Below are 12,624 nucleotides of genomic sequence, written 5' to 3'. Positions count from 1 at the left end.
TCTTTTTATGTCGTCGGTTGCTTCATATGTGTTTAAGTTTCAGGAGTAAGGGAATAGGGGAATAGGGGAGGCTATTCGGCTGCAAGTTTACGGATGAGAAGCCGAAGAAGCTTTCCCACACTTTCGGTACTCGCCAACAATGGGCCGGACGTCGCTTTCGGCGCGATGCCAATACGTTCAGCAATCAGAAGCTGAGTTTCCAGCTCCTTCAATGATCCTTGGGCAATACGGAGAAATTGCAGATAGGAGCCTCGAATTTCCCTGCCATACCCCTCGGCTATGTTTGCCGGCACCGACGTTGCAGAGCGCCGCACTTGGCTGGTCAGCCCATAAAGTTCTTCTTTGGGCCAGGATTTAGTAGCACCGTAGACCGCCACCGCAAGATCCATCGCCTGCTCCCAAACAAGCAAGTCCTTGTAGGACCCTGTTTTTTCGGTCATCCGTCCCTACTCCCCTACTGCCCTATTCCCTACACATTCAGCAACAAATACTCCCGCTCCCACGGGCTGATCACTTCCATGAAGGTCTCGAACTCCGCCCGCTTGATCGCCGCATAGGTGGCGGCGAAGGACTTGCCCAGATGCGCGCAGAGTTCCTCGTCGCCCTCGAACAGGTCGACGGCTTCGAGCAGGCCACGCGGCAGGTCGATTTCGTCGGCATTGGCGGTGGTCAGGACGGGAGGCTCGGCCTTGATCTTGTTGGTGATGCCGATCAGCCCGCAGGCAAGCGATGCCGCCAGCGCCAGATAGGGGTTGGCATCGGAGGACGGGATGCGGTTTTCGACGCGCCGTGCCGCCGGATCCGAGCGTGGCACGCGAAACGCCGTGGTGCGGTTGTCATAGCCCCATTTGTTGTTGACCGGCGCCGACGCCGCCTGTGTCAGCCGGCGGTAGGAATTGACGTAGGGCGCGAACATCACCAGCGCGTTCGGCACATGCTTCTGCATGCCGCCGATGAAGTGGAAAAAATCGTCGGTTTCCGAGCCGTCAGCGGCCGAAAAGATGTTCTGTCCGGTCTTCTTGTCGATGATCGACTGGTGGATGTGCATGGCGGAGCCGGGTTGCCCTTGGATCGGCTTGGCCATGAAGGTGGCGTAGATCTCGTGCTTCAGCGCCGCCTCGCGAATGGTGCGCTTGAACATGAACACCTGGTCGGCCAGTTCGATCGGGTCGCCGTGGCGCAGATTGATCTCCAGCTGGCCGGCGCCTTCCTCGTGGATCAGCGTGTCGATCTCCAGGCCCTGGCTTTCAGAGAAATGGTAGATGTCATCGATCAGTTCGTCGAATTCGTTGACGCCGGCGATCGAATAGCCGGCGCCGCCACCGATCGCGCGTCCCGACCGGCCGACCGGCGGGGTCAGCGGATAGTCCGGATCGGGATTCTTGCGCACCAGGTAGAACTCGATCTCGGGCGCCACCACTGGCTTCAGGCCGAGCTTGTCATAGGCGGCCACCACACGTTTCAACACATTGCGCGGCGTGAACTCGACCGAGCGTCCGTCCTGGTGGACGAGGTCGCAGATGACCGCGGCCGTCGGGTCTTCTTCCCAGGGCACCACCGTCAGCGTCGACAGGTCGGGCATGAGTTTGAGGTCGCCGTCGTCTTCCGGGTAATGGAAGCCGTTGCCATCCTCGGGGTAGCCGCCGGAAATCGTCGTCATGAAGACTGCCGACGGCAGCGCCAGCGAGGTGTTGGAGGTGAATTTCTTCGATGGCATCATTTTGCCACGCGCAACGCCTGCCTGATCGGGCGTGATGCACTCGATATCCTCGATGCCGCGCCACTCCAGCCAGGCGCTGACTTCCTTCCAGTTCTTGACGCCCCGTTGGTTTTTCACGAAGGCAGGCGTGCGGGCGCGTCCTCCGCGGCTCGACGGACGGACTTCCTTTTTTGCAGGCGGCATCATTCACCAGATTGGGTTGCGGATTGTGGAGTATAGCCGTGCCCTCCTATGGAAGGGAAGGGGAGCCGCGTCGGGCATTGGCCGGCGCGGTTGAAAATCACGCCAATCGGCCTAGTTTCGGCCGTCGCAATTCCAATCGAGGCCCAAATCTTAATCGAGAAATTGAATGCGGCCCAACGGCAGACTGACAACGATCGGATTCGATGCCGACGACACGCTGTGGCAGAACGAGCAGTTCTTCCGGCTGACGGAAAAGCGCTTTGCCGCCATGCTCGTCGACCATGGCGAAGCCGAGCATATCTCGGCACGATTGCTGGAGGTCGAAAGGCGCAACCTCGCCGTCTATGGCTTCGGCATCAAGGGATTTACCCTGTCGATGATCGAGACGGCGATCGAGGTCACGCAAGGCCGCGTGCCGGCTTCGGTCATAGCGGAGATTCTCGATGCCGGCCGCGAGATGCTGAGCCATCCGATCGAGGCCTTGCCGCACGCCCGCGAGACGGTCGAAAAGCTTGCCGGTGCATTCCGCCTCGTGCTGATCACCAAGGGCGACCTCTTCGATCAGGAGCGCAAGCTGGCTGGCTCAGGCCTTGGCGATCTGTTCGACGCGGTCGAGATCGTCAGTGACAAGAATGCAGCCACCTATAGCAGGCTCTTCAACCGCCACGGTGATGGTCCGGCGAAAAGCATGATGGTCGGCAACTCGCTGAAGTCGGATGTGGTGCCGGCCATAGAGGCCGGCGGCTGGGGTGTCCATGTGCCGCATGAACTGACATGGGTGCTGGAGCATGTCGAGGCGCCGGTAACCGAATCGAGGTTCCGCCAGATATCCGATCTCGGACAACTGCCCGGACTGATCGAAAGCATCATCGATCCGTGATCGCCGGGCCTTACCTGGTTTGCTCAATTCCGGACGGAAAACCGCCTGCGTACTTTTCCCGCAGTTGCCTTAGCGGCCGATCAGGCGATCGATCACCGGTTGCAACCGTTCGGGCGTGATCGGCTTGGCGACCACCACGTCGATGATACCAGACAGGCCCAGACTTTCCGTCGTGCCGTTCTTGGTTGACAGCAGGATTACCGGTGGCAGTGATTTGCCCGAGGCGCGGCGCAACGCGTCGATGCTGGACATCAGATTGTCGCAGTCCTTGTTGTCGGCGCCGCCGTCAAGGACAACCACACCGGGAATGAGCGACCGCAAGATCCTTGCCGCCGTGTCGGGAGATTCCGAAATCGGCTTGAGCCCGGATCGCTCGACGATCTTTGAAATCACCACGCGATTGATGGGCGATTTCCCGACGACAAGCACCTGCGACGGATCGCGGATCGCCTCGGTGGTTGAGTCGCGGGTCACCGGATTCGGATGTCTTGGAGTCTCGCCTTCGCGATTCACCGGGCACACAAGTCGGCCAAGAAGCTCGCCCCTATTTCAATGCAGAGTTGAATCCGGAGCGCAATTGGCGTGAGATCGTAGCCTGTGTCAAGTTGAAATAAAGTGCTCGAAATCATCGCCGGGAGCAGTGAATTTCAAGCAACGCTACTGTACTCAACTGTCCACACGTGGATTTCATAAAGAGAAAATTCACCTGCGCAGGGGCTGCGCAGGTGAAGGGTCGGTTGCATGGATTTCAGTCAGCCGTGGCTCTGCTGCGTGACGATCACCGGGATCAGCAGATCGCCCCAGTTGCCGTCGCCGCCGTGATGTCGTGCCGAGCGCACGAGTTCCACCGAGACGCCCGCCTCGACCGCCTTCATCACCGACTGGTTGAGGCGGTGCAGGTCGTTGGCCAGCATGCGGATCGTCGCCTGCTGGTCGACGCTCATCGTCGTCGACTGTTCCTCGGCGCGTTCCTTGACGCGGCTTATCGATGCCATTGGTCTTCTCCTGTGTTCCCAGCCCTGTTGGGCGTTTCCTCTGTACTTTGCTGCTCGCTATTCCGCGGCCGGTTTGAACTGCGCGTGCTCGGTCGATTCATGCATGGCGGTGGTCGATGACTGGCCGCCGGTGATCGCCATCGACACGGCGTCGAAATAGCCGGTGCCGACTTCGCGCTGATGTTTGGTCGCGGTGTAGCCATCGGCCTCGGCCGCGAACTCCGCTTCCTGCAACTCGGAATAGGCCGCCATCTGCCGCGCCTTGTAGCCGCGCGCCAGTTCGAACATGCCGTAGTTGAGCTGGTGGAAGCCGGCGAGCGTGATGAACTGGAACTTGTAGCCCATCGCGCCGAGCTCCTTCTGGAACCTGGCGATCGTCGCGTCGTCGAGGTTCTTCTTCCAGTTGAACGAGGGCGAGCAATTGTAGGCGAGCAGCTTGTCGGGATGATGCTTGCGCACGCCCTCGGCGAATTTCCTGGCCTGCGTCAGGTCCGGCTTCGAGGTCTCGCACCAGATCAGATCCGCGTAAGGCGCATAGGCAATGGCGCGGGCGATGCAGGGCTCGATGCCGTTCCTGACATGGTAGAAGCCTTCCACCGTGCGCCCGGCGTCGTAGTCGACGAAAGGCTGGTCGCGTTCGTCGATGTCGGAGGTGAGCAGCTTGGCGGCTTCCGCATCGGTGCGCGCGACGACCAGGGTCGGCGTGCCCATCACGTCCGCCGCCAGGCGCGCGGCGTTGAGGTTGCGGATGTGCGCCGCGGTCGGGATCAGCACCTTGCCGCCGAGATGGCCGCATTTCTTTTCCGACGCCAACTGGTCCTCATAATGGACGCCGGCGGCGCCCGCCTCGATGAAGGCCTTCATGATTTCGAAGGCGTTGAGCGGTCCGCCGAAACCGGCTTCCGCGTCGGCGACGATCGGCGCGAACCATGTCTCGACGGAAAGCCCGTTGCCTTCGGACGTTTCGATCTGGTCGGCGCGCTGCAGCGTCCGGTTGATGCGCTTGACCAGTTCGGGCGCTGCATTGGCCGGATAGAGCGACTGGTCCGGATACATCGCGCCAGCCGTGTTGGCGTCGGCGGCAACCTGCCAGCCCGACAGGTAGATCGCTTTCAGTCCGGCGCGCACCTGCTGCATCGCCTGATTGCCGGACATGGCACCGAGCGCGTTGACGAAGTCCTCCTCATGGATGAGCTTCCACAGCCGGTTGGCACCCATTTCGGCGAGGCTCTGACGGATCTGCACCGAACCGCGCAGACGCTTCACATCCGCCGCGGAGTAGGGCCGTTCGATACCGTCGAAACGACCTTCCGGGGCCGATGGGACGAGGTTGTAAAAATCAGTCATTGGTCACTCCGAGGAATTGCTGAACTGTCTCAAGGCGTCGAGATCTGGGGTCGTTGGGTATGACTGGATTTACATTTCTGCGCGAAATCAGCCACAAAAATCCGGGAAGCCGACGGAATATAAGAGAAAACCTGTGTTGCGTTTGACAGAGGTGCGTTGTAAATTTGTCATTATTGTAAAAGGCCAGAGCCCAGAAAGTTCATGTAAATTGCTGTAAAGGACAGTCCGTGGCTGACCAGAAGATCTTCGCCGGGCCGCGCATCCGCCGCATCCGCAATGCCAAGGGCCTGACCCAGACGGCGATGGCCGAGGGCCTCGGCATTTCACCGTCCTATCTCAATCTGATCGAGCGCAACCAGCGGCCGCTGACGGTGCAGCTGATCCTCAGGCTGGCTTCCGTCTACAAGGTCGATCCACACGAACTGCAGGGCGAGGCGAGGGGATCTGTCGCTGCCTTGAAGGAAGTGTTCACCGATCCCCTGCTGGTCGGCGAGTTGCCGGGTGATCAGGAACTGATCGAGCTTGCCGAGGCCGCGCCCAACGCGTCTGCGGCGGTGATAAAACTGTTCCGCGCCTATCGCGAGCAGGCCGAGCGCCTGTCCGACCTCAACGAACTGTTGGCGCGCGAAGGTCGGGCGACGGCGCTTTCCGGCGCCCGCCTGCCGATCGACGAGGTGCACGAGATTCTCGAGCGCCGGCCGAACCATTTCGCTGCCCTCGAGGAGGAGGCCGCGGCGTTCACCTCGGTGCTCGATCCCGGCGACGATCTGTTCGGCGCGCTGAAGGCCTGGCTGAAGCGAGAATATGGCATCGTCGTCAAGGTGCTGCCGGTCGCCACCATGCCTAACTGGCGCCGCCGTTATGATCGTCATTCGCAGCGCCTGTTCCTGTCCGAACGCCTGTCGCCGTTCGACCAGTTGCGCGAAGTCGCGATGGAGGCCTGCCTGATCCGCATGACGGTCGCGGTCGCCGGCGAGATCCAGGCGCTCAAGCTGAGCACCGACGAGGCGCGCCGCCTGGCCCGCTTCGAACTTGGCCGTTATGCGGCGCATGCGCTGATGATGCCCTATCAGGCCTTTCACGCGGCTGCCGTGCGCGCCCGCTATGACATCGATGTCCTGCGTTCGCGCTTCGGCGTCTCCTTCGAACAGGCAGCCAACCGGCTGACCATGCTGCAGCGGCAGGGTGCCTCGGGGGTGCCGTTCTTCATGCTGGAGGTCGACAATGCAGGCAACCGCTTCCGCAAGGCCGGCAGCCAGGGCTTTCCACAAAGCCGCTTTGGCGGCGGCTGTCCCAAGCTGCCCGTGCATGTTGCCTTCACCCAACCTGGCCAGGTCTTCGTCGAGGCAGTGGAAATGCCCGACGGCGCCGAGTTCCTGTGCATCGCCCGCACGCTGGAAGGGCCGCAAGGCGCGTTCTCGGAACGTCCGCGCCGCACCGCATTGCTGCTTGGCTGCGATATCGGCTTTCGTGACGAAATCGTCTATGGCGCGGCATTACCCGGTGCGGCAATCACCGCAAAGGCCGGCAGTATTGCGGCGACGCCGGTCGGGCCTGCCTGCCGGCTTTGCGAACGCGTCGGCTGCCTGGCGCGCGCCGAGCCGCCGGTGACGCGCCCGCTCGGCCTCGACGAGATGGTGACGGGCCTGAGTGCCTTCGATTTCCAGTGACGACATGAGTCGGCAAGAATATCTTTCGTCCGGCGGCGAAAGCTGCGGAGTCTTTCCTAGATAATATTGCCGAGTATTGCCGATCGAAATATTGATTCGGCGTTGACGACGAGGTATCAAGACGAACTACGCAAGGCTGGGGGGCGGCGATGGGCAGGACGGTTTTTTCGCTTGGGCTGACATTTGCCCTCTCAGCTTCATCTGCATATGCAGAAAAATCCTCGGATTTCTTCAGCTCCTACAAACAGTACAATGATGCCGGCAAGGCATTCCTGGACAAGATAGATCCAAAGACCGGACCGATAGACCTCGCCGAAGGCATTCACCTCGATCTCAAGGGCAAGTTCTATTTTCTGAATAAGAAGGACGCCGTCTCGGTCCTGACCGAGGCTTGGGGTAACCCACCCGATGCCGGTTCCGACGCGATCGGCATGATCTTCCCGAGCAATTATGACCCCATCGCCGACAACAATTGGGGAATAGAGCTGCGCTGGGAAAAGATCGGTTATGTCGATGACGGCGACGCTGCCTCCATCAACTACAGCGAACTATTGAGCAGCATGAAGGCCGACACTTTGTCGGGCAACGATCAACGGGTGAAGGACGGTTTTCCGCCCGTCACGTTGATCGGTTGGGCTTCGCCGCCAGTCTATGATGCCGTCAACAAGCGTCTGCATTGGGCCAAGGAACTCCAGTTCGGAAACGACGCCGTCCACACGCTCAACTACGATGTCCGTTTCCTTGGCAGGGAGGGCGTCTTCGTGATGAGTTACATCGCCAATGTGGAGCAGTTGCCGGAGATAAAGCAGAGCCTGGATGAAGTGCTTGGCCTGGCGGGCTTCAGCACGGGCAAGAGATACACGGATTTCCTGCCCGGCACCGACACGGTCGCCGCGGTTGGGATTGGCGGCCTCATCGCCGGGAAATTGGCGGCAAAGGCTGGTCTTCTGGCGGTGGCGCTCATCGCCTTGAAGAAATTCGGCCTGATCCTGCTGATTCCGTTGGCCGGCCTTTGGCGGCTCATTCGGGGCAACAGGAACGCTTCCTCCTAGATTGGGATGATCAGCCAACCCCAGCAGGGCGAATTTGGTCCAGGCGTCTGACCAGTGCGCCAAAGGGGAACATGAAGCTGGATCACGCCCGGCCGTTGCCGATGCATTAGGCGAAAATGGCACGTCCTTGTCGCCCATCGCGCATCGTGCACCGCCGGAAACACCGACAGTGGCAGCCATGACCAATACCGCATCGCCAATCGTCGCATCGCCAGCCGTGTCGCCGCGCGAGGAACGCGTCGGCATGCTTTTGGTCTTCCTGTCGGCGCTGATGTGGAGTTTCGGCGGCACCATCGCCCGCTTCATCACCGTCGGTGACAGCTGGACGGTCATTTTCTGGCGCTCCGTCTGGGCAGCCGCCTTCCTGGTCTGCTTCATGGTCTGGCGTGACGGCTGGCGTGGCACGCGGAAGCTGTTCCGCGACATGGGTCTGCCCGGTCTTGCCGTCGGGATCTGCTTTGCCACCGCATCGACCGCCTTCGTCGTGGCGCTGGCCTACACCACCGTCGCCAACATCCTTTTGATGCAGGCAGGCGTGCCGTTGCTGGCGGCGCTGTTTGCCTGGGCGTTGTTTCGCGAAAGGGTCGGTGTCGCCACCTGGGTGGCAATCGCCGCCGTCATCACCGGCGTCGCCATCATGGTGTCGGAATCGCTGGATGGCGCCGTCTCGCCCATAGGCGATGGGCTGGCGCTGTTGATCGCGGTCATGTTCTCGGTCGCCACCGTCATCACCCGGCGGTTTTCCGGCGTGCGCATGACGCCGGCGACGTGCCTCGGCACCATGCTCGCGGCCGGCTTTGCCGTCTCGCAGGCATCGACCTTCACCGTGTCAGTCAGCGACATGGGCTTTCTGTTTGCCTTCGGCGTGGTCAATCTCGGCCTCGGTCTCGCCTTCTTCGCCACCGGCGCACGGTTGATCCCGGCGGCCATCGCGGCTCTGCTCGGCACGTTCGAGCCGATCCTCGGCCCGATATGGGTCTGGCTCATCCATTCCGAGGTGCCGTCGGGGCGCACCATCATCGGTGGCGCGGTGGTGGTCACGGCGCTGCTCGTCCATATCGGGCTCGAATTCAAGCGGCAGGCACGGCCCGAACGCGCAGGGGTCACCGGGGTGCCGTCGCCTAATTGAGGCGGCCTGCAGCTTTGCCATTGACAACGTCGCTGCAGCACGGGCAGGCTGGGAATACGGCAACAACAAGACAGGCGTATCTTGCCAAGTCTCCCAGCCGGTCCGATCGGGACCGGACCATATAGTCGTATCTCTGCCCGCGCCACGGCGAAAGCCTATGACGGTATTGGCACGCCTCCCAAGCCGCCTCAGGGGCATCCAGCCATCTCATCGAACCGCCTGCATGGTCTCGGCAGTTCGCGCTTGTCGCCCCTTGGAAAGCTCAATAGTCTGAAGAAAATGCCGGTCGCGCTGATATCGCGACGAGCCGGTGAAGGAACACTCATCAAAGGAGAATAGCATGATCCGCAAAGCGCTCTGGCTTTCGGCAACCTCGGCATTCCTGACATTGTTCACCGTCGGCGGTCACGCCGCGGATCGTGTCGTCAACGTCTTCAACTGGTCGGACTACATCGACAGTTCGATCATCGACGATTTCACCAAGGAAACCGGCATCAAGGTCGTCTACGACACCTTCGATTCCAACGAAATCCTTGAGACCAAGCTGCTTGCCGGCGGCAGCGGCTATGACGTCGTCGTGCCCAGCGGCAATTTCCTTGCGCGCCAGATCCAGGCCGGCGTGTTCCAGAAGCTCGACAAGTCGAAACTGCCCAACATTTCCAACATGTGGGACACGGTTACCGAGCGAACCGCCAAATATGACCCCGGCAACGAATACTCGGTCAACTACATGTGGGGCACGGTTGGCATCGGCTACAACATCAAGAAGGTGCAGGCGGCGCTTGGCACTGACAAGATCGACAGCTGGGACGTCTTCTTCAATCCCGATAGCCTGGCCAAATTGAAGGACTGCGGCGTCTACGTGCTGGACTCGCCGGCAGATATCATCCCGGCGGCGTTGAAATATCTCAACCTCGACCCGAACAGCACGTCACCCGATGATATCGCCAAGGCCGAGGAGACCTTGCTCAAGGTGCGGCCTTACATCAGGAAGTTCCATTCCTCCGAATACATCAACGCGCTCGCCAACGGTGATATCTGCCTGGCGGTCGGCTGGTCGGGTGACGTGTTCCAGGCCCGCAACCGCGCGGTCGAGGCCAAGCAGGGCGTCGAAATCGGCTATTCCGTGCCGAAGGAGGGCGCGCAGATGTGGTTCGACCAGATGGCGATCCCCGCCGACGCACCGCATGTCGCGGAGGCGCTCGAGTTCATCAACTACATGATGAAGCCGGAAGTCATCGCCAAGTCGTCGAACTACGTGCTCTACGCAAACGGCAACAAGGCTTCGCAGCAATTCGTCGACAAGGCATTGTTGGAGGATCCTTCGGTTTATCCCGATGCCGAGACCATAAAGAAGCTCTACACCGTCTCGCCATACGATCCCAAGACCCAGCGCGTCATCACGCGCACCTGGACCAAGATCGTCACTGGCCAGTAAGCAATCCGACACGGTCCCGGCAGCCACCTGCCGGGACCGTTTCTACCTGGGGCAAGAAGCAAGAAAATCAGGACGGAGTGGGATATGAAATCGCTTGGCAGCATCCGCAGGGATTTTGCACCGTGGAACGACCCGAATGCCAAGCCGTACATCCAGTTCGACAACGTCACCAAGAAGTTCGGTGACTTCACCGCCGTCAACAATCTGTCTCTGACCATCTTCGAGCGCGAGTTCTTCGCGCTGCTCGGCGCCTCCGGTTGCGGAAAGTCGACGCTGCTCAGGATGCTCGCCGGCTTCGAGGAGCCGACAGCCGGCCGCATTCTGCTTGACGGCCAGGATCTGCGTGGCATCCCGCCCTACCGGCGGCCTGTCAACATGATGTTCCAGTCCTATGCGCTGTTCCCGCATATGACGGTCGAGAACAACATCGCCTTCGGCCTCAAGCAGGACGGCATGCCGAAGCCCGAAATCGCATCGCGCGTTGCCGAGATGCTGAAGCTGGTCAAACTCGAGCAGTTCGCCAAGCGCAAGCCGCACCAACTATCCGGCGGCCAGCGCCAGCGCGTCGCGCTCGCCCGCTCGGTCGCCAAGCGGCCGAAGGTGCTGCTGCTCGACGAGCCGCTCGGCGCGTTGGACAAGAAGCTGCGCGAAGAGACGCAATTCGAACTGATGGATTTGCAGCAGAACCTCGGCCTGACCTTCGTCGTCGTCACCCACGACCAGGAAGAGGCGATGACCATGGCCGATCGCATCGCCATCATCGACAAGGGCGAGGTGATGCAGGTGGCAACGCCGGCCGAAGTCTACGAGGCGCCCGGATCGCGCTTCGTCGCCGGCTTCGTCGGCAATGTGAACATGTTCGAGGGCAAGATTGCGCGTGGCGAGGCCGGCAGCGCCAGCATCGATGCCGGCAATGGCCTCACCATCCGCACCGACAATGCCGGCGCCGCCGGCGCCGGGACGGCCGTCACCTTCGCCATCAGGCCCGAAAAGATCAAGGTGTCGTCGAAGAAGCCGGCCGAGGCGGTCAACGCCATCGAGGGCGAGGTCTACGACATCGCCTATCTCGGCGACATGACCGTCTACCATGTCAGGCTGGACGACGGCCAGGTGGTGCGCGCGAGCACCATGAACGCGGCCCGAATCACCGAGGATCCGTTGAGCTGGAACGACCGCGCCTGGGTTTCCTTCCGGCCCGATGCCGGCGTCGTGCTGACGCGGTAGGGGCGACCATGTCGAGCGCCGCCGTCACCACCTCATCAGCCTCTCCGGCATCCAATGCCGGCAAATCCATCCTTGCCAGGCTGGGCGCTGCCTTCGTTGGCCGACTGGTCATCATCATCCCGTATGTCTGGCTGCTGTTCTTCTTCCTTATCCCGTTCGTCATCGTCTTCAAGATCTCGCTGTCGCAGACGGCGATCGCCATTCCGCCCTATACGCCGGCGCTCGATTTCAGCGGCGGCATTTCCGGGTTCCTGGCTCAGCTGAAACAACTCAGCCTCGATAATTACACCTGGCTGACGCAGGACGCGCTCTACTTCAACGCCTATGTGACCAGCGTCATCATCGCCGCGATCTCGACGGTCCTGACATTGCTCGTCGGCTACCCCATCGCCTATGGCATGGCGCGCGCGCCGGCGACGATCCGCCCGACCTTGCTGATGCTGGTGATCCTGCCGTTCTGGACCTCGTTCCTGATCCGCGTCTACGCCTGGATCGGCATTCTCAAGCCCGAAGGGCTGCTCAATCAGCTGCTGCTCGCCACCGGCGTCATCCACCAGCCGCTGATCATCCTCAACACCTATACGGCGATCTTCATCGGCATCGTCTATTCCTACCTGCCGTTCATGGTGTTGCCGCTCTATTCCGCGCTTGAGAAGATGGACTATTCGCTGATCGAGGCAGCCAAGGATCTCGGCTGTCCGCCGACAAGTGCGTTCTGGAAGATCACCTTTCCGCTGTCGCTGCCCGGCGTCATCGCCGGCTGTCTGCTGGTGTTCATTCCGGCCGTCGGCGAGTTCGTCATTCCCGATCTGCTCGGCGGCTCGCAGACGCTGATGATCGGCAAGACGTTGTGGAACGAGTTCTTCGCCAATCGCGACTGGCCGGTATCGTCGGCTGTTGCCGTCATCCTGCTGTTGCTGCTGATCGTGCCGATCATGCTCTTCCAGCGGGCCCAGGCGCGCGCTCAGGAAATGGACAGGTGACCT

12 protein-coding genes are annotated in these 12,624 nt (G+C 61.1%); 7 read left to right on the top strand and 5 right to left on the bottom strand.

Features of this window, described 5'->3' with window-relative positions; translation table 11 throughout:
* Positions 1-71 precede the first annotated feature (71 nt).
* The gene (locus AC0L2U_RS17340) at positions 72-440 is read right to left on the bottom strand and encodes a four helix bundle protein (RefSeq protein ID WP_013530241.1); all 369 of its coding nucleotides are present in this window, start codon (positions 438-440) and stop codon (positions 72-74) included.
* 29 nt (positions 441-469) lie between these two features.
* Entirely contained in the window at positions 470-1,906 is a 1,437-nt protein-coding gene (locus AC0L2U_RS17335; protein WP_027035719.1) for a glutamine synthetase family protein, read from the bottom strand.
* Positions 1,907-2,069: 163 nt separating this feature from the next.
* On the opposite strand from AC0L2U_RS17335, the gene AC0L2U_RS17330 reads away from it, so the two are divergent.
* Entirely contained in the window at positions 2,070-2,783 is a 714-nt protein-coding gene (locus AC0L2U_RS17330) for an HAD family hydrolase (RefSeq protein WP_127807878.1), read from the top strand.
* Between the two features lie 69 nt (positions 2,784-2,852).
* Here AC0L2U_RS17330 and AC0L2U_RS17325 read toward each other — a convergent pair whose 3' ends face one another.
* The 3 genes from AC0L2U_RS17325 to aceA form a co-directional block, all read right to left on the bottom strand.
* On the bottom strand, positions 2,853-3,257 hold the full coding sequence (locus tag AC0L2U_RS17325; protein ID WP_245463682.1) for an ANTAR domain-containing protein: 405 nt from the start codon (positions 3,255-3,257) through the stop codon (positions 2,853-2,855).
* Between the two features lie 278 nt (positions 3,258-3,535).
* The gene (locus tag AC0L2U_RS17320) at positions 3,536-3,778 is read right to left on the bottom strand and encodes an SMc00767 family acetate metabolism repressor (protein ID WP_006202762.1); all 243 of its coding nucleotides are present in this window, start codon (positions 3,776-3,778) and stop codon (positions 3,536-3,538) included.
* A 57-nt stretch (positions 3,779-3,835) separates the two neighbouring features.
* Entirely contained in the window at positions 3,836-5,125 is a 1,290-nt protein-coding gene (gene aceA / locus AC0L2U_RS17315; protein WP_127268366.1) for an isocitrate lyase, read from the bottom strand.
* Positions 5,126-5,352: 227 nt separating this feature from the next.
* Between aceA and AC0L2U_RS17310 the strand changes: the two genes are divergently transcribed.
* From AC0L2U_RS17310 to AC0L2U_RS17285, 6 genes are all read left to right on the top strand, one after another.
* Positions 5,353-6,795, top strand: coding sequence for a helix-turn-helix domain-containing protein (locus AC0L2U_RS17310; RefSeq protein WP_127807877.1), 1,443 nt, complete (start codon positions 5,353-5,355; stop codon positions 6,793-6,795).
* A gap of 149 nt (positions 6,796-6,944) precedes the next feature.
* Positions 6,945-7,847, top strand: a complete 903-nt coding sequence (locus tag AC0L2U_RS17305) for a DUF2167 domain-containing protein (RefSeq protein WP_127807876.1) — start codon at positions 6,945-6,947, stop codon at positions 7,845-7,847.
* Positions 7,848-8,025: 178 nt separating this feature from the next.
* Positions 8,026-8,976 carry a DMT family transporter gene (locus AC0L2U_RS17300; RefSeq protein ID WP_127411958.1) on the top strand — a complete coding sequence of 317 codons (951 nt, stop codon included), beginning with the start codon at positions 8,026-8,028 and terminating at the stop codon, positions 8,974-8,976.
* A gap of 340 nt (positions 8,977-9,316) precedes the next feature.
* Positions 9,317-10,414 carry a polyamine ABC transporter substrate-binding protein gene (locus AC0L2U_RS17295; RefSeq protein WP_127268369.1) on the top strand — a complete coding sequence of 366 codons (1,098 nt, stop codon included), beginning with the start codon at positions 9,317-9,319 and terminating at the stop codon, positions 10,412-10,414.
* Between the two features lie 84 nt (positions 10,415-10,498).
* Positions 10,499-11,638 carry an ABC transporter ATP-binding protein gene (locus AC0L2U_RS17290; protein ID WP_127397456.1) on the top strand — a complete coding sequence of 380 codons (1,140 nt, stop codon included), beginning with the start codon at positions 10,499-10,501 and terminating at the stop codon, positions 11,636-11,638.
* 8 nt (positions 11,639-11,646) lie between these two features.
* Entirely contained in the window at positions 11,647-12,621 is a 975-nt protein-coding gene (locus tag AC0L2U_RS17285) for an ABC transporter permease subunit (RefSeq protein WP_128290144.1), read from the top strand.
* Positions 12,622-12,624 lie beyond the last annotated feature (3 nt).

It is taken from the genome of Mesorhizobium sp. WSM4808 (genome assembly GCF_055811675.1).
The sequence above is the reverse complement of the archived record's forward strand: the minus strand, read 5'-3'. Positions and strand labels throughout refer to the sequence as shown.

Bases quoted from the DNA above. Each gene is read 5' to 3' on its own strand.
- AC0L2U_RS17340 (WP_013530241.1), bottom strand. From the start codon at position 440: ATGACCGAAAAAACAGGGTCCTACAAGGACTTGCTTGTTTGGGAGCAG.
- AC0L2U_RS17335 (WP_027035719.1), bottom strand. From the start codon at position 1,906: ATGATGCCGCCTGCAAAAAAGGAAGTCCGTCCGTCGAGCCGCGGAGGA.
- AC0L2U_RS17330 (WP_127807878.1), top strand. From the start codon at position 2,070: ATGCGGCCCAACGGCAGACTGACAACGATCGGATTCGATGCCGACGAC.
- AC0L2U_RS17320 (WP_006202762.1), bottom strand. From the start codon at position 3,778: ATGGCATCGATAAGCCGCGTCAAGGAACGCGCCGAGGAACAGTCGACG.
- aceA (WP_127268366.1), bottom strand. From the start codon at position 5,125: ATGACTGATTTTTACAACCTCGTCCCATCGGCCCCGGAAGGTCGTTTC.
- AC0L2U_RS17305 (WP_127807876.1), top strand. From the start codon at position 6,945: ATGGGCAGGACGGTTTTTTCGCTTGGGCTGACATTTGCCCTCTCAGCT.
- AC0L2U_RS17300 (WP_127411958.1), top strand. From the start codon at position 8,026: ATGACCAATACCGCATCGCCAATCGTCGCATCGCCAGCCGTGTCGCCG.
- AC0L2U_RS17295 (WP_127268369.1), top strand. From the start codon at position 9,317: ATGATCCGCAAAGCGCTCTGGCTTTCGGCAACCTCGGCATTCCTGACA.
- AC0L2U_RS17290 (WP_127397456.1), top strand. From the start codon at position 10,499: ATGAAATCGCTTGGCAGCATCCGCAGGGATTTTGCACCGTGGAACGAC.
- AC0L2U_RS17285 (WP_128290144.1), top strand. From the start codon at position 11,647: ATGTCGAGCGCCGCCGTCACCACCTCATCAGCCTCTCCGGCATCCAAT.